The organism is Polaribacter sp. SA4-10 (assembly GCF_002163835.1).
Lineage (GTDB): Bacteria > Bacteroidota > Bacteroidia > Flavobacteriales > Flavobacteriaceae > Polaribacter.
This window is the reverse complement of sequence record NZ_CP019331.1, coordinates 1,845,840-1,868,159: the sequence shown is the minus strand read 5'-3', so window position 1 is coordinate 1,868,159 and position 22,320 is coordinate 1,845,840. Positions and strand designations below refer to the sequence as shown.

The 22,320-nt window shown below is 30.7% G+C and carries 14 protein-coding genes; 12 read left to right on the top strand and 2 right to left on the bottom strand.

Annotated features, from left to right (window positions below; translation table 11 throughout):
* Positions 1–176: 176 nt before the first annotated feature.
* Positions 177–1,742 carry a hypothetical protein gene (locus BTO04_RS08050; RefSeq protein ID WP_087564012.1) on the bottom strand — a complete coding sequence of 522 codons (1,566 nt, stop codon included), beginning with the start codon at positions 1,740–1,742 and terminating at the stop codon, positions 177–179.
* 134 nt (positions 1,743–1,876) lie between these two features.
* Between BTO04_RS08050 and BTO04_RS08045 the strand changes: the two genes are divergently transcribed.
* The 8 genes from BTO04_RS08045 (at position 1,877) to BTO04_RS08010 (ending at position 13,283) form a co-directional block, all read left to right on the top strand.
* A complete protein-coding gene (locus BTO04_RS08045) occupies positions 1,877–3,052 on the top strand; it encodes a 2-isopropylmalate synthase (RefSeq protein WP_087564011.1) in 1,176 nt (391 codons plus the stop codon).
* A 130-nt stretch (positions 3,053–3,182) separates the two neighbouring features.
* Positions 3,183–4,304, top strand: coding sequence for a 3-isopropylmalate dehydrogenase (gene leuB, locus BTO04_RS08040; protein WP_087564010.1), 1,122 nt, complete (start codon positions 3,183–3,185; stop codon positions 4,302–4,304).
* A 439-nt stretch (positions 4,305–4,743) separates the two neighbouring features.
* On the top strand, positions 4,744–6,420 hold the full coding sequence (gene ilvD, locus BTO04_RS08035; protein ID WP_087564009.1) for a dihydroxy-acid dehydratase: 1,677 nt from the start codon (positions 4,744–4,746) through the stop codon (positions 6,418–6,420).
* Positions 6,421–6,434: 14 nt separating this feature from the next.
* A complete protein-coding gene (gene ilvB / locus BTO04_RS08030) occupies positions 6,435–8,168 on the top strand; it encodes a biosynthetic-type acetolactate synthase large subunit (RefSeq protein WP_087564008.1) in 1,734 nt (577 codons plus the stop codon).
* A gap of 1 nt (position 8,169) precedes the next feature.
* Positions 8,170–8,700: an acetolactate synthase small subunit gene (gene ilvN / locus BTO04_RS08025; protein WP_087564007.1), complete on the top strand. Its 531-nt coding sequence runs from the start codon at positions 8,170–8,172 to the stop codon at positions 8,698–8,700.
* Positions 8,701–8,710: 10 nt separating this feature from the next.
* The gene (ilvC, locus tag BTO04_RS08020) at positions 8,711–10,186 is read left to right on the top strand and encodes a ketol-acid reductoisomerase (RefSeq protein WP_087564006.1); all 1,476 of its coding nucleotides are present in this window, start codon (positions 8,711–8,713) and stop codon (positions 10,184–10,186) included.
* Between the two features lie 73 nt (positions 10,187–10,259).
* A complete protein-coding gene (ilvA, locus tag BTO04_RS08015) occupies positions 10,260–11,522 on the top strand; it encodes a threonine ammonia-lyase IlvA (protein WP_087564005.1) in 1,263 nt (420 codons plus the stop codon).
* A 168-nt stretch (positions 11,523–11,690) separates the two neighbouring features.
* A complete protein-coding gene (locus tag BTO04_RS08010) occupies positions 11,691–13,283 on the top strand; it encodes an NADP-dependent glyceraldehyde-3-phosphate dehydrogenase (RefSeq protein ID WP_087564004.1) in 1,593 nt (530 codons plus the stop codon).
* 187 nt (positions 13,284–13,470) lie between these two features.
* Here the strand turns inward: BTO04_RS08010 and BTO04_RS08005 are convergent, their stop codons facing one another.
* Complete coding sequence (locus BTO04_RS08005) at positions 13,471–14,298, bottom strand: universal stress protein (protein ID WP_087564003.1); 828 nt, start codon at positions 14,296–14,298, stop codon at positions 13,471–13,473.
* 164 nt (positions 14,299–14,462) lie between these two features.
* Between BTO04_RS08005 and rimP the strand changes: the two genes are divergently transcribed.
* From rimP to BTO04_RS07985, 4 genes are all read left to right on the top strand, one after another.
* Positions 14,463–14,924, top strand: coding sequence for a ribosome assembly cofactor RimP (gene rimP, locus BTO04_RS08000; RefSeq protein ID WP_087564002.1), 462 nt, complete (start codon positions 14,463–14,465; stop codon positions 14,922–14,924).
* A gap of 12 nt (positions 14,925–14,936) precedes the next feature.
* Positions 14,937–16,193 carry a transcription termination factor NusA gene (gene nusA, locus BTO04_RS07995; RefSeq protein ID WP_087564001.1) on the top strand — a complete coding sequence of 419 codons (1,257 nt, stop codon included), beginning with the start codon at positions 14,937–14,939 and terminating at the stop codon, positions 16,191–16,193.
* A gap of 65 nt (positions 16,194–16,258) precedes the next feature.
* Entirely contained in the window at positions 16,259–19,132 is a 2,874-nt protein-coding gene (gene infB / locus BTO04_RS07990; protein WP_087564000.1) for a translation initiation factor IF-2, read from the top strand.
* 228 nt (positions 19,133–19,360) lie between these two features.
* On the top strand, positions 19,361–22,168 hold the full coding sequence (locus tag BTO04_RS07985) for a triple tyrosine motif-containing protein (protein ID WP_087563999.1): 2,808 nt from the start codon (positions 19,361–19,363) through the stop codon (positions 22,166–22,168).
* The last annotated feature ends 152 nt before the right edge of the window (positions 22,169–22,320 follow it).

Here is a 22,320-nt window from a genome sequence, read left to right as displayed (position 1 = left end):
CATAGAAATACCAACTATAGTACTAGTTTTAGAAGAATTTGTATTTAAATTTGAAATAATCACAAGGCAAAAATATTATTATTATTTAATTAGAAGACTTTAATTAGTCTTTATTTTGACTTACATGTTAATTTATATGATTTTAATGGAAATAATAGTGTTAAAATGTTAATTATCTATTTTTTACGCGCTCTATTCGATTTTTCTTTAATAATTAAAGCAATTGGTTTGTTTTCAATTTTACTTTCTAGCCAAGATAAAATATCTAAATAAAGAAAAGCTCTTTTTTCATACGGGTGGTTTTCGAATTTTTTTAGACGAGTATGTATTTTTTTAAATTCTTTTTTTATTTCATGCGGAAAAACATCACTTAAAGCTCTAATAGAGGTTATAAATTCTTTTTGAACTTCTTGTAAGTTCTCCATTTTTAATAAGAATTTATAAGTGTCTATAAACTGTTTTTCTAAATCATAATCTAAACCACACTCATAATGAGCAATAAGGTTTAAAACACGTGCAAAACATTGTAAATCTTCTGCAGAACCAAGGTTTTTAGAGCGTATTATTTTTTGTAAATAAGTAATACATAATTGGTTTTTACCCATTCCAAAATACAAACAAGCTATTTTATAATAGAGCATTACAACATAATGGTCGTCTAATCTATTCTGATATTTATTTATTTTATCGTTAATAATAGCAACCAGGTATTCTCCTTCAGAAAAAGTGCCTTCTAAGAAATGTAAATGGAGTTTATTAGAATATAAATAAAGGAAAATTAGTAGCTCTGTATTTGTATTTAAAGGTATTTTATTTTGCTCAATTTCACTTTCAAAATAAGCCAATTCATGTTTAAAAGTAGAGGATTTATGAACAAAGAAAGAAGCTTCTAATAAGTAATTTATCCCTTTTAAATAAAAAACAGGATGTAAAACAATAAGCTTGTTGTTTTCCTTAAATAAATCCACCCATTTTTTTGCATATTTATAACTCTGTAAAAAATCTTGCGTTAAAAAACTGAACCACAGATGTGCTTTATATAGCCATAATTTTTCTCTAAAACCCAGTGTTTTAAAATCGTATTTTGGCAGTTTACTATAGAAATATTCGTTAACAAATTCAAGTTCCTCATTATTTTTAACATAGCCGTTTTGTAATAAATGACTATATAATTGAAGAGATAAATTAGAGAGTTTGCTTGCAATTACATTTTGCTGACTTAATTCTTTTGCTTGTATAGAGAGTTGGCCCGCTCTATTGCTTAAACTTCTTGTAATATATTGTGTTTCAATTACTTTTTCGAGTTCAACAATTTCATAAGCAATGTTTTTTTCTTCATTATCTAAAGCCATATTTTTAGCTTTATCTAACAATTTTAAACTCTGTTTGTATAATCCTTTTTGGTATAAAACAGTTGCAAAATCTAATTGTTCTCTTATCTGAATTCGTATATTTTTATGCGCAGGATTTAAACGAAGACTAATTAAAATCTGTTTGTATAAATGTGCCTTTAGATTAGAAAGTTGTTGTTTAGAAACAATTCCACTACCAATAATTACTTTTTCATCATATACTTTTAGTTTTTCTAAAAACTTAAATAGTGAAAAGAATTTAGCGTCAATATTTCCACCTAACCTACCAACATATAAGTTAAATTGTCTCTTTTCAGACTTGGTTAAAGACTTAATTAGAACAAAAAGAGCATCATTTTGTTGATTGGCTGATGTAATGATTTTGCTCATAATAAACTGATTATTAGGTGATTATATTTTTTAAAAGTGAACTAGAAATCGTATAGACAACTAGGATAAATATACTTATTGAGTAAGCAATATATACATTTGAATTTATTATAAAGATAATCTTTTCAGAAATTATGCAAGACAATAAAGTACAAATATTTGATACCACTCTTAGAGATGGTGAACAGGTTCCGGGTTGTAAATTAGATACAACTCAAAAATTGGTAATTGCTGAAAGATTAGATTTACTAGGTGTAAACGTTATTGAAGCAGGTTTTCCGGTTTCTAGTCCAGGTGATTTTACTTCGGTTTCAGAAATTGCGAAAATTATAAAAAATGCGACAGTTTGTGGGTTAACTAGAGCTGTAGAAAATGATATTAAAGTTGCAGCAGCCGCTTTAAAATATGCAAAGTTTCCAAGAATTCACACGGGTATTGGTACAAGTGATTCGCATATAAAATTCAAATTTAACTCTACTAGAGAAAAAGTAATAGAACGTGCTATTGGTGCAGTTTCTTATGCAAAATCTTTTGTAGAAGATGTTGAGTTTTATGCTGAAGATGCAGGGAGAACTGATAATGAATATTTAGCAAGAGTTTGTGAAGAAGTAATTAAAGCAGGTGCAACTGTTTTAAATATTCCAGATACAACAGGATATTGTTTGCCTGAAGAATACGGAGCAAAAATAAAATATTTAAGAGAAAACGTGAGAGGAATAGAAAATGTAATTCTTTCTTGTCATTGTCATAATGATTTAGGAATGGCAACAGCAAATTCAATTGCAGGCGTAATTAATGGAGCACGTCAAATAGAATGTACCATAAATGGTATTGGAGAACGTGCAGGAAATACAGCTTTAGAAGAAGTTGTAATGGTTTTAAAACAACACCCTTATTTAAATTTAGAAACAAGTATTAATACAAAATTATTGTACGATACAAGTATATTGGTTCGTGAAAGTATGGGAATGCCAGTGCAGCCAAATAAAGCAATTGTTGGAGCAAATGCATTTGCTCATAGTTCAGGAATTCATCAAGATGGCGTTATAAAAAATAGAGAAACCTATGAAATTATGGACCCTGAAGATGTTGGTGTTACAGAAAGTGCAATCGTTTTAACAGCAAGAAGTGGTAGAGCTGCTTTGGCTTATAGGTCTAAGAAAATTGGTTACGAGTTAACTAAGGTACAGTTAGATGTTGCTTATTCAGCTTTTTTAGAAACTGCAGACAAGCAAAAAGAAGTAAAGGATGATGATATTCATGCTATTATGCACGTAGTAAATAAAATTTCAAAAATTGCTATAGCGTAAGTAAATAGCTTAAATTATACCTTTTTCTATTATTTCTGACAAACTTAAAGTCAGTGAATTAAAGTAAATAAATGAACTCTTTTCGTTAAAAAGAATTTAAATTTGCCCTTTTAAGGTAACATTTTAAAATATGAAATATACAATTGCAGTAATTCCAGGAGATGGAATTGGCCCTGAAGTAACAAATCAAGCAAAAAAAGCACTAAATGCCGTTGCGGATGTTTACAATCATGTTTTTATATTTAAAGAAGCTCAAATGGGTTCTTGCGCAATTGATGAAACAGGAGATCCATTACCAGCCGCAACTATAAAAATATGTAAAGATGCTGATGCCATTTTATTTGGAGCAATTGGCGATACTAAATATGATAACAATCCTTCAGCACAAGTAAGACCAGAACAAGGTTTATTAAGGTTGCGAAAAGAATTAGGTTTGTATTGTAATGTTAGACCAGTAAAAGCATATGAGCAGTTAATAGATAATTCTCCGTTAAAAAGAGAGGTTATTACAGGAACAGATATCGCTATTTATAGAGAGTTAACTGGAGGAATTTATTTCGGAATAAAAGAGTTAAGTGAAGACAAGCAAACTGCTTTTGACGGATGTACTTATACGGTAAAAGAAATTTCTAGAATTACTCATTTAGCATTTAAAGCAGCACAAAACAGAAAGAAAAAAGTAACCTTAGTAGATAAAGCAAATGTTTTAGAAACTTCTCGTTTATGGAGAAAAACGGTTTCTGAAATAGCAAAAGAATACAAAGATGTAACCATAGAATATATGTTTGTAGATAATGCTGCAATGCAAATGATTTTAAATCCAAAACAGTTTGATGTAATCCTTACAGAAAATTTGTTAGGAGATATTATCTCTGACGTAGCAAGTGTTATGGGAGGTTCAATAGGAATATTAGCATCTTCATCAATAGGAGACGAAAACGCTTTGTTTGAGCCAATTCATGGTTCTTTTTCACAAGCAGCAGGAAAAGATATCGCAAATCCGATCGCATCAATTTTATCAGCAGCACTGTTATTAGAACATTTAGGTTTGCATGAAGAAGCAGATGCAATTGAAAGAGCCGTAGAAAAATCATTAGTTTTAGGAATCACAACAGAAGATATAAAAGGTAAAACTTCATTTTTTGCAACTACTTCAAAAGTAGGCGATTTTATTGCAGATTATATAATGCATCAAGATGACAGTAATATGAATTTTAAGAATATTCATACCGGACAAAGTACTATTATATAGTGTTTTTTTAGAAGCTATTTCCAGCTTTCAGTACTCGCTTTTTACCTCTTAAAAAAGAGATAAAAGAGCTCAAACAGCCCCTTCAATCTGGGCTAAACTAGTTTGCCAACTAGAATAAATAAAAAATTTAAACTTTCAATAGTTGTAGACCAAATGAGAAAACAAATTTTAAATAGTATTTCATTTATTGTCATCGTAATAATTACGACAGGATAAGGAGGTGATATTTTTAATTTTAAATAGTACCTTCCTGTAAAAAGGAAGGTTTTTTTATGAAATTATTTTAGGGATTGAACATCATTTTTAAATATATTTAATTAATTGTTAATCAGTATTTTAAGATACTTTTTTAACACATGAGTTTAAAGCGTTTTATAAAAAATAGGTATTAAAAAAAAGGAAACAAACTAATTTAGTCACTTAAAGTAGTAATATATAGATGAATTTAAATAAACACAGTCGTAGATTAACTCAAGATGAATCTCAGCCAGCATCACAAGCAATGTTGTATGCAGTAGGTTTAACTGATGAAGACATGCAAAAAGCGCAAGTAGGAATTGCAAGTACGGGTTATGATGGTAATCCATGTAACATGCACTTAAACAACTTGGCTGCAGAGGTGAAAATTGAAAGTAAAATTGCAGGTTTAGTTGGTTTAGGGTTTAATACTATTGGTGTTTCAGATGGAATTTCTATGGGAACTTCTGGAATGAATTATTCATTAGCATCAAGAGATATCATTGCAGATTCTATAGAAACAGTTATGAATGCACAAAGTTATGATGCATTAATTTCTGTTGTAGGTTGTGATAAAAATATGCCAGGAGCAGTTATTGCTATGTTGCGTTTAAACCGTCCATCAATTATGATGTATGGTGGTACAATTGCATCAGGAAATTACAAAGGAAGAAAACTAAATATTGTTTCTGCATTTGAAGCTTTAGGGCAAAAAATGGCAGGAGAAATTGAAGAAGACGAATATAGAGAAATTATAAAAAGAGCAATTCCAGGAGCTGGAGCTTGTGGAGGAATGTACACTGCAAATACAATGGCTTCTGCTATAGAATGCATGGGCTTTTCTTTGCCTTATAATTCATCAATACCTGCAGAAAATCCTAATAAATTATCTGAAGCAGAAAGAACAGCTGCAGCAATAAAAAACTTATTAGAATTAGATTTAAAACCGTTAGATATTATTACTAAAAAATCTTTAGAAAATGCAATTGCAATTGTAAACGCTTTAGGAGGGTCTACAAATGCAGTATTACACTTTTTAGCAATAGCACACGCAGCAGACATTGAATTTACGTTAGAAGATTTTCAAAAAGTAAGTGATAGAACTCCGTTAATTGCAGATTTAAAACCCTCTGGAAAATACTTAATGGAAGATGTTCATGGAGTTGGAGGAACGCCTGCAATTATGAAATATTTATTAGACAATGGCTATTTACATGGAGATTGTATGACGGTTACAGGTAAAACATTGGCAGAGAATCTAGCAAGTGTTGAAGCGATGGAGTTTGATCATCAAGATGTAATTTATCCAAAAGATAACCCATTAAAATCATCAGGTAATATTCAAATAATATACGGAAACCTTGCAACGGAAGGTGCAGTAGCAAAAATCTCAGGAAATGAAGGATTGCTTTTTGAAGGAAAAGCAGTTGTTTATGATGGAGAACAAGCAGCAAATACAGGGATTTCAAACGGAGAAGTAGCAAGAGGAGATGTGGTCGTCATTCGATATGTTGGACCTAAAGGAGGACCAGGGATGCCAGAAATGTTAAAACCAACTTCTTTAATTATGGGAGCAGGTTTAGGTAAATCAGTTGCTTTAATTACTGATGGTCGTTTTTCTGGAGGAACTCATGGTTTTGTGGTCGGGCATATTACACCAGAAGCACAATCTGGAGGCACAATTGGTTTATTAGAAACGGGTGATACCATTAGAATTAGCGCAGAAGATAATTCAATAAATGTTTTAATTTCTGATGAAGAATTAGCAGAAAGAAAAGCAAGATGGGTTGCTCCAGCATTAAAACATAAAAAAGGAATTTTATACAAATACGCAAAAACAGTTGCATCTGCTTCAAAAGGATGTATTACTGACGCTTAATAATATATAGATATATGGAAACGCAAACCATAAAAAACACAAAAAAATCTACTAAAACTACAGAACGTATTTCTGGTAGCGAGGCAATTGTTAGATGTCTTATAGAAGAAGGAGTTAAGATTTTATACGGGTATCCTGGAGGGGCAATTATGCCTGTTTATGATGAGTTGTATAAATATCAAGATAAAATTCATCACGTATTAACACGTCATGAACAAGGAGCAACACATTCGGCCCAAGGTTATGCACGTATTTCTGGTAATGTTGGAGTTGCAATGGCAACTTCTGGACCAGGAGCAACAAATTTAATAACAGGTATTGCAGATGCACAGATAGATTCTACACCAATGGTGTGTATAACGGGTCAAGTTTCTTCTCATTTATTAGGAAGTGATGCATTTCAAGAAACAGATATTGTAGGTATTTCTACTCCAGTTACAAAATGGAACTGTCAAGTAACAAGAGCTTCTCAAATTCCTGAAGCAATTGCAAAAGCTTTTTACATTGCAAAAAGTGGAAGACCAGGACCTGTTTTGGTTGATATTACAAAAGATGCGCAATTTGAAGAGTTTGATTTTTTATATGAAAAATGTACTAAAGTAAGAAGTTATGTGCCTATTCCTAAAACAGATATAAAATCTGTTGAAGCAGCTGCAAAATTAATAAATGAAGCAAAAAAACCATTTGTGGTTTGGGGGCAAGGTATTATTTTAAGTGAAGCTGAAGAAGCACTTAAAGCCGTAATAGAAAAGGCAGGAATTCCTGCTGCTTGGACAATTTTAGGGGCTTCTGCTATTCCTACTTCTCATCCTTTAAATGTTGGTATGGTTGGTATGCATGGTAATTATGCGCCAAATGTGTTAACAAATGAATGTGATGTTTTAATTGCAATTGGAATGCGATTTGATGATCGTGTTACTGGTAAATTAGATGAATATGCAACACAGGCAAAAGTGATTCATTTTGAAATAGATCCTTCAGAAGTTGATAAAAATGTAAAATCGGATGTTGCTGTTTTAGGAGATGCTAAAGCAAGTTTAGAGTTAATTTTACCGTTAATAAATGAAAATTCTCATACAGAATGGCATCAAAATTTTAAAGATTTATATGCCATTGAATATGAAAAAGTAATAAAGGGCGACTTGTACCCAACCAAAGAAGGGTTAACAATGGGGGAAGTTTTAAAAGAAATAAATATTCAGAGTAAAGGTGAAGCTGCAATCGTATCAGATGTTGGGCAGCATCAAATGATTGCTTGTAGATATGCAGAATTCAACCAAACAAAAAGTAATATTACTTCTGGTGGATTAGGAACTATGGGCTTTGGCTTACCTGCAGCGATTGGTGCTAAAATGGCAGCTCCAGAACGTGAAGTAGTTTCAATTTCTGGTGATGGAGGTTACCAAATGACAATTCAAGAATTAGGTACAATTTTTCAGCAAAAAGCAGCTGTAAAAATAGTAGTTTTAAATAACGACTTTTTAGGAATGGTGCGTCAATGGCAACAGTTGTTTTTTGATAAACGCTATGCATCAACAGAAATGGTAAATCCAAATTTTGTTGCAATTGCAGAAGGGTATTATATAAAAGCAAGAAAAGTTACAAAACGTGAAGATTTAGCAGAGGCTGTTGCAGAAATGATGGCAAGTAAAGAAGCGTATTTCTTAGAAGTTTGTGTAGAGAAAGAGGGTAATGTATTTCCAATGGTTCCTTCAGGAGCAAGTGTTTCAGATATAAGATTAGAGTAATATGAATACAGAAAAACAATTATTTGCAATATCTGTTTATACAGAAAATAATATTGGATTGTTGAATAGGATTTCAGCAATTTTCCAAAGAAGACACATCAACATAGAGAGTATAAATAGTTCTCCATCAGAAATTGAAGGCATTTCTAAATTTACAATTGTTGTAAGTATGACAGAGGTAAATATTAAGAAAATTATTGGTCAAATAGAGAAGCAAGTAGAAGTTATTAAAGCCTACTATCATGATCTAGATGAGGTTATCTATCAAATTTCAGGATTGTTTAAAATTAAATCTGAATTATTGTTTGAAGAACGTCAAATTCAAAATATAATTAAAGAAAGTAATGCTAGAATTGTTACTGTAAATAAAGACTTTTTTGTTCTAGAAAAATCTGGTAAAAAAGAAGAAATAGTAGCGTTATACAATCAATTAAGTATTTTTGGTATTATGCAATATACCCGTTCTGGTTTAATTGCAGTTACTAAAGAAGAAATGAAAATATCAACATTGTTAGAAACATACAACAACTAAATAAATAGAAATGTCAAATTATTTTAACACATTAACATTAAGAGAGAAATTAGGTCAATTAGGGAAATGTAGGTTTATGGATGCTTCAGAATTTGAAGATGGTGTAAACGCATTATTAGGAAAGAAAATTGTTATTGTAGGTTGTGGTGCCCAAGGTTTAAACCAAGGTTTAAATATGAGGGATTCTGGTTTAGATATTTCTTACACGTTAAGAAAAGCAGCAATTGACCAAAAAAGGGAGTCTTTTATGAATGCTTCTTCTAATGGATTTACAGTTGGTACGTATGAAGAGTTATTGCCAAGTGCAGATTTGGTGATTAACTTAACACCAGATAAGCAACACACAAATGTTGTAAAAACGGTAATGCCATTAATGAAAAAAGGAGCAACATTAAGCTATTCTCATGGTTTTAACATTGTTGAAGAAGGAATGCAAATTCGTAAAGATTTAACGGTAATTATGGTGGCACCAAAATGTCCCGGATCTGAAGTTAGAGAAGAATATAAAAGAGGATTTGGAGTACCAACTTTAACTGCAGTTCACCCAGAAAATGATCCTGAAGGAAAAGGATGGGCACAAGCAAAGGCATATGCAGTTGCAACTGGAGGTAACAGAGCAGGGGTTTTAGAGTCTTCTTTTGTTGCTGAAGTAAAATCTGATTTAATGGGAGAGCAAACTATTTTATGTGGTTTGTTACAAACAGGAGCAATTTTATCTTTTGATAAAATGGTTGAAGAAGGAATTGAGCCAGGTTATGCTGCTAAATTAATTCAATATGGTTGGGAAACGGTAACTGAAGCTTTAAAGCATGGTGGTATCACTAATATGATGGATAGATTGTCTAATCCTGCTAAAGTTGAAGCTTTTAGATTATCTGAGGAATTAAAAGATATTATGCGTCCATTATTTCAAAAACATATGGATGATATTATGACAGGTCATTTCTCTCAAACAATGATGGAAGACTGGGCTAATGATGATAAAAACTTATTAACTTGGAGAGCTGCAACAGGAGAAACTGCATTTGAAAAACAACAAGTTACAAATCAAGAAATTTCTGAACAAGAATATTTTGACCATGGAACTTTATTAGTTGCTTTTGTAAGAGCTGGTGTAGAATTAGCTTTTGAGGCTATGACAGAATCTGGTATTATTGAAGCTTCTGCTTATTATGAATCTTTACACGAAACGCCATTAATTGCAAATACAATTGCAAGAATGAAATTGGCCGAAATGAACCGTGTAATTTCTGATACTGCAGAATATGGTTGTTACTTATTTGATCATGCTTGTAAGCCTTTATTAACTGATTTTATGAAAACAGTTGATACAAATATTATTGGTAAGAAGTTTACAGATTCTAATGATGTTGATAATAAAGAGTTAATTAGAATTAATGCGATTATTAGAAATCATCCAGTAGAAATTGTAGGTGCAAAATTAAGAGCTTCTATGACAGCAATGAAAGTGATAAAATCTGCATAAATAATAAATTTTAATTATTATAAAAACCTGTCAGATTTCAAAGCCTGACAGGTTTTATTTTTATATTCGGCCCATGCAAACAGAACAAATTTATTTTCCAACTTTAGAAGCGGTAAGAACCGCTTCTGAAAATTTAAAAGGTGTTGCTATACAAACCCCTCTAAGCAAGAATTTTAATTTATCAAAAGAATTGGAAGCAACTATTTTGTTTAAAAGAGAAGATTTACAAGTTGTTCGCTCTTATAAAATTAGGGGTGCATATAATAAAATGTCTTCTTTAAGCGATAATGAAAAACAAATAGGAATTGTTTGTGCAAGCGCAGGAAATCATGCGCAAGGAGTTGCTTTATCTTGTAAGCTATTGCAAATTAAAGGAACAATTTTTATGCCTTCTCCAACACCAAATCAAAAAATTAATCAGGTAAAAATGTTTGGTGAAGATTTTATAGAAATTGTTATTGAAGGAGATACTTTTGATGATGCTTTTAATGCAGCAAAATTAGAATGTGATGCAAAAAACAAAACGTTTATTCATCCTTTTAATGATGAAAAAGTAATTGAAGGCCAAGCAACAGTTGGGTTAGAAATTTTAAATCAAACTGATAAAAAAATAGATTATGTTTTTGTTCCAATTGGAGGAGGAGGTTTGTCATCAGGATTATCAACTGTATTTAAAGAAATATCACCAGAAACAAAAATTATTGGAGTAGAACCAGAAGGTGCACCTTCTATGCAAACATCAATAAGAAATAAACAAAATACCACTTTAGAAAAAATAGATTCTTTTGTGGATGGAGCAGCAGTTAAAAGAGTGGGCGATTTAAACTTTGCTATTTGTCAGCAGAACTTAGATGAAGTAATTACGGTTCCTGAAGGTAAAATTTGTCAGACAATTTTAGATTTATATAACAAAGACGCAATTGTAGTAGAGCCTGCAGGAGCATTAAGTATTGCTGCTTTAGATTTATTTGCTGATAAAATTAAAGGTAAAAACGTAGTTTGTGTTGTAAGTGGCAGTAATAATGATATTACAAGAACAGCAGAAATTAAAGAAAGGGCATTGTTGTTTGCGAATTTAAAACATTATTTTATTATAAAGTTTCCTCAAAGAGCCGGAGCTTTAAAAGAATTTGTAGCAGAAATTTTAGGTCCTAATGATGATATTACACACTTTGAATATACTAAGAAAACCAATAGAGAAAATGGTGCTGCAGTTGTTGGTTTAGAGTTAAAAACTTCTCAAGATTTAGCCCCTTTAATTAAAAGAATGAAAGCGCGTAATTTCTTTGGCGACTACTTAAATGATAAGCCAGATCTATTTCAATTTTTAGTTTAATCTTTTTTATCAATTAATAGTAACCAATTTTTTCCGAAATGCTTTTCGTGATTTAAAAAACTTTTTAAAGTAATTTGGTCTTATTTTTTGTTAATTTGAACTAGGTATTTTAAAATAAATTTATGAATCAAGTTCTAGTGTTTAGAATGAGATATAACAAAACAATTTATGAAAAAACAATTTACAGAGATTCCAGAAGTATATAAAATAAAATCACTTTTACATCAAAAAACGTATTTAGTTAATGGTGAGTTAAAAGAGTGGAAAGGTGATGTTACAGAAGTGTATTCTACAATTTCATCAACTAAAGAATACAAGCCAACTTTATTAGGTACTGTGCCAAACTTAACTGAAGACCAAGCTTTAGAAGCATTAAGTTCTGCTTATAAATCTTATGATAAAGGGCAAGGTTTGTGGCCGACAATGAGGGTTGTAGATAGAATTGAATGTATGGAGGAGTTTGCAGAGCAAATGAAAACCAAACGTGAAGAAGTTGTAAAGTTGTTAATGTGGGAGATTGGAAAATCGTTGCCAGATTCTGAAAAAGAATTTGATAGAACTGTAGAATATATCTACGATACGATTGAGGATTACAAGAAAATGGATAGAAATTCTGCTAAGTTTGAGAAAAATAGTGGAGTTCATGCACATATTAGACGTGGCCCCTTAGGCGTTGTGTTGTGTTTAGGACCTTATAATTACCCGTTAAATGAAACTTTTGCATTGTTGATTCCTGCTTTAATTATGGGAAATACGGCTGTTTTTAAACCAGCAAAACATGGAGTTCTATTATTATCTCCTTTAATGGAAGCTTTTCAGAATAGTTTTCCAGAAGGTGTAGTAAATATAATTTATGGTAGAGGTAGAGTTTTAGCTACACCTATAATGAAAACAGGTAAAGTAGATGTACTGGCTTTAATAGGAAACAGTAAATCTGCAAATGCTATTCAGGAAAATCATCCTTTTAAAAATAGATTACGTTTAGTTTTAGGTTTAGAAGCTAAAAATCCAGGAATTGTTTTACCAGATGCAGATTTAGATTTGGCTATTGATGAATGTCTGTCTGGAGCAACTTCTTTTAACGGACAACGTTGTACAGCTTTAAAAATATTGTACGTTCATGAGCATATTGTTGATAAATTTAACAAACGATTTGCAGCAAGAGTTGATGCATTAAAATTTGGAAACCCTTGGGAAAAAGACGTAAAATTAACACCTTTACCAGAACCAGGAAAGCCTGCATATATTCAAGAATTAATTGATGATGCCACTGCAAAAGGTGCAAAAGTAATTAATAAAAAAGGGGGTGAAACTACAGATAATTATATTTTTCCATCAGTTTTATATCCGGTATCTAAAGATATGAGAGTGTTTCAAGAAGAGCAATTTGGACCAGTCACTCCAATTGTTTCTTTTAAAAATATTCAAGAGCCTTTAGATGATATGGCAGAATCGAACTACGGACAACAAGTAAGTGTTTTTGGAAGTGAAGTAAAAACGTTAGCACCATTAATAGATACTTTAGTTAATTTAGTATGTAGAGTAAATTTAAACACTGCTGCACAAAGAGGGCCAGATGTATATCCGTTTACAGGAAGAAAAGATTCAGCAGTTGCTACCTTAAGTGTGCATGATGCTTTACGTACCTTTTCTATAAGAACTTTTGTAGCTTCTAAAGATACTCCTTATAATAATGCAATTTTGGCAGAGTTATTAGAAAAGAAAACATCTAATTTTATTAGTACAGATTATATTCTTTAAAAAAAAGAACTTATATAAATAAAAAAATCTCCATAATACACTGCCCTCAAAAAGTTAGATACTATTTGGGGGTATTTTTATGAAGTTTTGGGAACGTTAACGGTGATATGATGTCTGTTTTAATGGCTTATATCAGTAGTTGGTGTAGTTCTCGGTAAATAATTTTAGAAACAAACTAAACTATTTTCTAGACTTTAATGGTTAACATTGGTTTTAAAGCATTTTTAGATAGGCTTTTAGTAACGCTACCAGTAAATAAATGAGACAAGCCACTTCTACCATGTGTACATAAAGCAATTAGATCTGAATTAATGTCTCTAGAGAAATTTAAAATCCCTTTTTCTACAGAAGTATCATTGTAAATATTTATTGTGTGTTTAGGTAAATTATAGTCTTTAATAAAATTTTTCACCTTTTCTTGAGCATCATGTGTGCTTTCAAAATTTGAAGGAGTATTTACTTTTAATAAATGAATTTTACTGTTAAATTGGTTCGCAAAATCAATAACCTTATTAAAAACATCTTTATTTTCTTTTTTAAAGTTGGAAGCAAAAACCAAGTTTTTTAATTTGAATTTTTTATCATCTCTTTTTACTACAATTACAGGTATTGTAGAGGTTCTTACTACCTTTTCTGTATTAGAACCAATCATTATTTCTTCAAATTCTGATTGACCTTTTGAGCCCATTACAATAAGGTTTGCTTCAATTTTAGCGGCATATTTTTGAATGCCTTCAAAAGGGTTTTGTAGTATAATAGCGTATTGAATATCTATGTTTTCTGAAAAAAATTGCTCTTTAAACTCTAATACACGTGCTTTTATTTTTCTTAAATATAACATGCTTTCAGGAATGCTAAACCTGCTTGCTGTACCCATACCTACAACACCGTTAGGTAGTTCTATCATATGCAAAAGATATATTTTACTCTCAGATTTTTCAGCAATTCTTGCTGCCATTTTTGCTGCATATTCAGATGTTTTAGAAAAATCGATGGGAACTAGTATTTTATTCATCTTTTAAAAATTTTAAATTAAAAAAACTACATATCTAAAGTTACAAAAAAAAAATGAATAACACTCGTTTTGATAAACCATAAACATTTAGTATATTTGCACCGAAAATCACAATAAATGAAGAAATGAAGGGGACCGAAAGTCCCCTCTTTTTATATTTTAAGATGAACGAAACTAAGGTAAGAGATTTTATTGACGAGGCGTTAGCGCTTAATGAGTCATTGTATTTGATAAATTTTGAAATATCCACTAATAACAAAATTCAAATTGTTGTAGATGGAGATAATGGTGTTCCTTTAAGTGAGTGTATTAGGATTAGTAGAAGCGTAGATAGTAATTTTGATAGAGAAGAAGAAGATTTTTCACTTGAAGTTTCTACACCAGATATTGCACATCCCTTAAAAGTGAATAGACAGTATGTAAAAAATATCAACAGAATTCTAAAAGTTAAAACTGCAGAAGCAGAATTTGAAGGGACTTTGGTAGAAGCAGATGATGAAAAGATAGTTTTAAATTGGAAGGCTAGAGAACCAAAACCAATAGGTAAAGGAAAAGTTACTGTAAGTAAGGCAGCAACTATTTCATATAAAGAGATTATAGAAGCAAAAGTGAAGATTGTATTTTAAGCAAAAAATGTAATGGAAAATATAGCGTTAATTGATTCGTTTTCAGAATTTAAAGATAATAAGAGTATAGACAGAGTAACTTTAATGTCTATTTTGGAAGAAGTTTTTAGGGCTGCCTTAAAGCGTAAGTTTGGATCTGATGATAATTTTGATATTATTATTAATCCAGATAAGGGGGATTTAGAGATTTGGAGAAATAGAATTGTTGTTGCAGATGGTTTTTCTGAAGATGATAATGAAGAGATAGAGCTTGCTGAAGCAAGGTTAATTGAGCCAGATTTTGAAATTGGTGAAGATGTTTCTGAAGAAGTAAAATTAATAGATTTAGGAAGAAGAGCTATTTTGGCATTACGTCAGAACTTAATTTCTAAAATTTACGAACACGATAGTACAAATATCTTTAAGCAATTTAAAGAGTTAGAAGGAGAGTTATATAGTGCAGAAGTTCATCACATTCGTCATAATGCAATTATTTTGTTAGATGATGATGGGAATGAAATTGTATTACCAAAAAGTGAGCAAATTCGTTCAGATTTCTTCAGAAAAGGAGATTCTGTTAGAGGCGTTATTAAATCGGTAGAATTAAGAGGAAATAAACCAGCAATTATACTTTCAAGAACATCACCTTCTTTCTTAAACAAATTGTTTGAACAAGAGATTCCTGAAGTTTTTGATGGTTTAATTACTGTTGAAGGAGTTGCAAGAATTCCTGGTGAAAAAGCAAAAGTAGCGGTAGATTCTTATGATGATAGAATTGATCCTGTTGGAGCTTGTGTTGGGGTAAAAGGTTCAAGAATACACGGAATTGTACGTGAATTAGGTAATGAAAACATTGATGTTATCAATTATACTAAAAACGAACAACTATATATTTCTAGAGCATTAAGTCCGGCTAAAGTAACTTCTATGGAAATAGAAATGTACGATGAAGAAAAGAATGGTAAAAAAGGACGTGTAAGCGTGCTTTTAAAACCAGAAGAAGTTTCTAAAGCGATTGGTAGAGGCGGTGTAAATATCCGTTTGGCAAGTGAGTTAACAGGATATGAGATCGATGTTAAGAGAGAAGGTTTAGAAGAAGAAGATGTTGAGTTAACAGAGTTTGTTGATGAAATTGAAGATTGGGTAATTAAAGAATTCAAAAAAATTGGTTTAGATACTGCAAGAAGCGTATTAGAAACTAATGTTGAAGAGTTAGTTAAAAGAACTGATTTAGAAGAAGAAACTATTTTAGATGTTCAGAGAATTTTGAAAGAAGAATTTGAAGACTAATCTAGGTTATATAGGAGTATCGTAAAAAAGTATATTTTTACAAATTAAAGGCTAAAAAATAATATATGTCTGAAGGCAAAACAATGAGGCTTAATAAGGTTTTAAGAGAATTAAACATTTCTCTTGATAGAGCAGTAGAATATTTAGGAACTAAAGGTCATGAAGTTGAAGCAAGACCAACAACTAAAATTTCTGGTGATGTCTATCGAGTCTTACTAGATGGTTTCCAAACAGATGCTAGCAAAAAAGCTGCATCAAAAGAAGTTGGAGAAGAAAAACGTAAGGAAAAAGAAGCAATTCGTCTTGAGCATGAAGCTAAGTTAGAAAAGAAGAGAGCGGAAGAAGAGGTTAAGAGAGAAGTAGTTCTTAAAGCCAAAGCAGATAAATTAGAGTTTAAAACTGTAGGTAAAATTGATATTGATAACATTGGTGATAAAAAACCAGTAGTTAAAGTAGAAAAACCTGTCGTAGAAACTCCAAAGCCATCTCCTGTTTTAGAAGAAACGAAACCTGAAGAACCAAAAATTGAAGAAACTAAACCTGAAGAGCCTAAAGTTGTTACACCTGTTGTTAAGAAACAAGTAGAGCAGCCTAAAGTTGTAAGACAAGTTTCTGGTATAGAAAAAGAGGCTTTTAAAATAACAGAAAAACCTGTTGTTAAAAAAGAAAGTTTTTCTAAAGGTGAAAAAGCAACTGAATTACCAGATGAGGTTATTTCAGAAAATGCGGAAGCTATAAAGACGCAGTATAAGAAATTAGACGGTCCTAGAATTACAGGGAAAACAATTGACTTAAAGCAATTTGAAAAGCCAAAGAAAAAGAAACCTGAGGTTAAGAGAGATGCAAATGCTGACGCTAAAAAGAAGCGTAAACGTATAAGTAAGCCAGCAGGAGCTGCAGGAGCTAAAGGTAGACCAAGTCAAGGAGGAGGAGTTGGTAGGCCAGTCCAAGCAGGTAATAGGTCAGCTCAAGGTAATAGACCTGGATTTAGAGGAAAAGGAGCTCCAAGACCAGCAGTTGTTAAAAAAGAAGAACCTACAGAAGCAGATATCCAAAAACAAGTAAGAGAAACCTTAGAAAAACTTCAAGGAAAATCTTCTAAAGGTAAAGGTGCAAAGTATAGAAGGAATAAAAGAGATGCTCGAAGAGAACATTCAGATGCAGAGTTAGAAGCTGAAGCATTAGATAGTAGAATTTTAAAAGTGACAGAATTTGTTACCGTAAGTGAGGTAGCAACGATGATGGAGGTTCCTGTTACTAATATTATTTCTGCATGTATGTCTTTAGGTATGATGGTAACAATGAATCAGCGTTTAGATGCAGAGACATTAGTTATTGTTGCTGAAGAGTTTAACCACAAAGTAGAATTTGTTGGAGCAGAAGTAGAAGAGTCTATTGAAGAGGTAATTGATAAACCAGAAGATTTAGTAACACGTGCGCCAATTATTACAGTAATGGGGCATGTAGATCATGGGAAAACTTCGCTATTAGATTATATTAGAAAAGCAAATGTTATTGAAGGTGAAAGTGGAGGAATTACACAGCATATTGGTGCATATTCTGTAAATGTAGCAGGTCAAAAAATAGCATTTTTAGATACACCAGGTCACGAGGCCTTTACAGCAATGCGTGCACGTGGAGCTCAGGTAACAGATTTAGTTATTATAGTAGTGGCAGCAGATGATGACGTAATGCCACAAACAAAAGAGGCAATTTCTCATGCGCAGGCAGCAGGAGTTCCAATTATTTTTGCTATCAATAAGATAGATAAACCAAATGCAAATCCAGATAATGTAAAAACTCAATTATCTTCAATGAATTTATTGATTGAAGAATGGGGTGGAAGCATTCAATCACAAGATATTTCAGCAAAAACAGGAGAAGGTATTCCTGAATTGTTAGAAAAAGTTTTATTAGAAGCAGAGATTTTAGAGTTAAAATCGAACCCTAAGAAAAATGCAGTTGGTGCGGTAGTAGAAGCGCTATTAGATAAGGGTAGAGGTTATGTGTCAACAATATTAGTTCAAGCAGGAACTTTAAAAATTGGAGATTACTTGTTGGCAGGTAAACACAGTGGTAAGGTTAGAGCAATGTTTGATGATCAAGGAACCAATTTAACGGTTGCAGGTCCTTCAATGCCAGTATCTATTTTAGGTTTAGATGGAGCGCCACAAGCAGGAGATAAATTTGTTGTCTTTGATGATGAAAGAGAAGCAAAACAAATTGCTTCTAAACGTTCTCAATTACAACGTGAGCAATCTGTAAGAACTCAGAAAACATTAACATTAGATGAAATTGGACGTAGAATTGCGTTAGGAGACTTTAAAGAATTAAACATTATCTTAAAAGGAGATGTAGATGGTTCTGTAGAAGCTTTAACAGATTCTTTCCAAAAATTATCAACAGAAGAAATTCAAGTAAATATTTTACATAAAGGTGTTGGAGCCATTACAGAAAGTGATGTGTTATTAGCAACAGCTTCAGATGCAATTATAGTTGGCTTTAATGTTCGTCCGCAAGGAAATGCAAGAGTGGTTGCAGATAGAGAAGAAGTAGATATTAGAACGTATTCTATTATTTATGACGCTATTAATGACCTTAAAGATGCAATGGAAGGAATGTTATCTCCTGAAATGAAAGAAGAAGTTTCTGGTAATGTTGAAATTAGAGAAGTTTATAAGATTTCTAAAGTTGGTAACATTGCAGGTTGTATGGTGATTTCTGGTAAAATCTTTAGAGATTCAAAAATTAGAATTATTAGAGAAGGAATTGTAGTTCATGACGGAGAGTTAACATCATTAAAACGTTTTAAAGATGATGTTAAGGAAGTTGCAAAAGGATACGATTGTGGTCTTCAACTTAAGAACTTTAATGATATTGAAGAAGGGGATGTAATTGAAGCTTATAAAGAAATTGCTGTTAAAAAGAAGTTGAAATAAAAAGCTTTAATAGTAAAATTTAGAAGTATAGGTGTAAATAAGATTACCTTATAAAATAAAGAAAACCAAAGTGTAAAATTAATTTATACTTTGGTTTTTTGTTGTTTTATACTTGAGTGATGTATGTTAAATTTTGCTTCCACACCTATATAAAAACCATACAAAATTATTTTTCTCCCAATATTTTATGATATTTAACTTACATTAGTAACCAAACAACCTAATATCTTGAATACAACAAAATTAAAAGTAGTATTAATCTGTTTAGTTTTTTTTTCTAAACTCGTAATAATCGGACAAGAGTTGCCTCCTGTAAATGTTTTTACAACAAAGCAATATGGAGCAGAGAAGCAAAATTGGGCTATTTCTCAAGCTGAGAATAAATTTATTTATGTAGCTAATAATAAAGGTTTATTGGAGTATAATGGTGCTAATTGGCAACTTTATGAGACACCCAATGAAACAATAATGAGATCTGTAAGAGTTGTTGGGGATAATATATTCACAGGGTTTTATATGGATTTTGGGTTTTGGAAGAAAAATAATTTTGGAAGCTTAGAATACACGTCTATTGTAAAAAACAAGAATATAAAAATGCTTGAAGATGAGCATGTTTGGAATATCTTAGAATTAGATGGTTGGGTACTTTTTAAATCCTTAGAGAGAATTTATTTATATAATTTAGAAACGAATGTTATAAAGATTATTAATGCAGATAATAAAATAACTAAAATTTCTAAAATTGATGATGTTATCTACTTTCAAGAATTAAATAAAGGAATTTTTAAGATTGAAAATGGTATTCCAAAATTAATTTCAGAGAATAAGATCTTAAAAGAAAACATAGTAGTTGAAATTTTTAAAAAAGAGGATACTCTTTTATTTTTAACTCAAAAGAAGGGCTTTTTCTTTTTAAGAGAGAATAGGGTTGTTAATTGGGTTACACCTTCAGATGCAAACATTCTTAATAAAACAATCTATAGTGCAAAACAATTAAAAAATAAAGACTTTGTTCTTGGAACAATATCAGATGGTATTATCTATTTGAATAATAATGGGGAAATAAATTATAAAATTAATCATGTTTCAGGTTTAAGTAACAATACTGTGTTATCAGTTTTTGAAGATATCGATGATAATATATGGTTAGGTTTAGATAATGGAATAAACACTATTAATAATACATCACCGCTTAAAATAAGTAGCAATAAGAACCACTTTCTAGGAACTGTATACACCTCTATTGTTTTCGATAACACCTTGTATTTAGGAACTAATCAAGGATTGTTTTTTCAAAAAATGGACACAGATATGCCATTTAAACTTATTGAAAATACAGAAGGACAAGTTTGGAATTTAATACAGATTGATAATTCTCTTTTTTGTGGTCATGATTCTGGTATTTTTATAATAGATAAAGAAAAAGCGAATAAAATATCTAATATTCAAGGTGTTTGGGATGTTAAAAAATTAAACGAAACTACTTTAATTTTAGGTAGTTATGATGGATTATATGTTTTAACGAGGGCGTTTAATAATTGGAAAATTGCTAATAAAATAAAAGGATTTACGAACTCTAGTAGGTATTTTGTAATTGAAGATAAATTCAAAATTTTTGTAAATCACGAATACAAAGGAATTTTTAAATTAACTATAGATAAAAACTACCAGAATGTAATTAATATAAGTAAAGAAGAGTCGATAAAAAGAGGTACTGCTACTAGTTTAATTAAGTATAAACAGGATATTTTTTATGCTAGTAAAAAGGGTATATTTAAATATAATAAGCCAAAAGATACTTTTGTTATTGATACTATTTATAGTAAGTTAATTTCTAATGAAAATTTTTCTTCTGCAAGACTAATTTATAATGCTGTAAATGATAAATTATGGTCTTTTTCTAAGCAAGATGTAAAATTTTTAACTTCTGGTAAATTAAGTTCGAAACCAATTATAAAAAGTATCCCAATTTCAGAATCTTCGCCAAAAGGGGCCACGGGTTTTGAGAATATTATCCATTTTAAAAATAAGAAACAACTTATAGGTACTTCAGATGGTTATATAACTTTAGACTTAAATAAGATTAAAGAACCTAAAGACTTTATTATAGGGATTAATAAAATTAATAGTTTTAAACTAGGTCAACCTAAAAATCGAATTAATTTATCACAAAAAATTGAATTTGAAAATAAAGAAAATAATATTGAGTTTTCTTATAGTGTAACTAATTACAATAAAATTTTAACTTCTAAATATCAATATCAATTATTAGGTCAGAAGAAGCAATGGAGTATTCCATCTGAATCAAATTCTATACTATTTGAAAATATATCTTATGGAGATTATACTTTTAAAGTAAGGGGTATTGTAGGTAATAAGTTAAGTACTAATGAAGCTGTCTTTAGTTTTAGAATTCATAAACCTTGGTACCTTTCTAATTTTATGGTTACCATTTATGTTTTATTGTACTTATTACTTTTTTACTTGATACATAATATTACTAAAAGATATTATAGAAGACAAAGAGAGAAGTTGTTAGAAAATGCAAAAAAAGAGTTAGATATTAAAGAATTAGAGAGTTCACAAAAAATTATTAAATTAAATAATGATAAGTTAAGAAGTGATATAGAAAGTAAGAATAGAGAATTGGCTTCTTCTACAATGAGTATAATTAAAAAGAATGAGTTTTTAAATACCATAAAAACAGAGTTGATAAAAGGAGGTGAAATGAATATTGTAAAAGTTGTTAGAATTATTGATAAAGACTTAAACAATACAGATGATTGGGCTATGTTTCAAGAAGCTTTTAACAATGCTGATAAAAAATTCTTAAAAAAGGTAAAATCGAAACACCCAGAACTAACTCCAAATGATTTAAGACTCTGTGCATACCTTAGATTAAATCTATCTTCAAAGGAGATAGCTCCTTTGCTTAATATTTCTCCAAGAAGTGTAGAGGTTAAGAGGTACAGGTTAAGAAAAAAAATGGGCTTACCTCATGACTCTAACTTAACAAATTACATCTTAGAAATATAACTCCCCAACATTGATTTATTTTACCACTACATTACTACAACAAGGTTAAATATGTATACTTTTTAGTTAATTATTTACATGTTGTAAAGCCTTGTGTTTATTGTTGATCTGTTGTTTTTATTATATTTTTTTTTCCATGTATACTTTTTGTA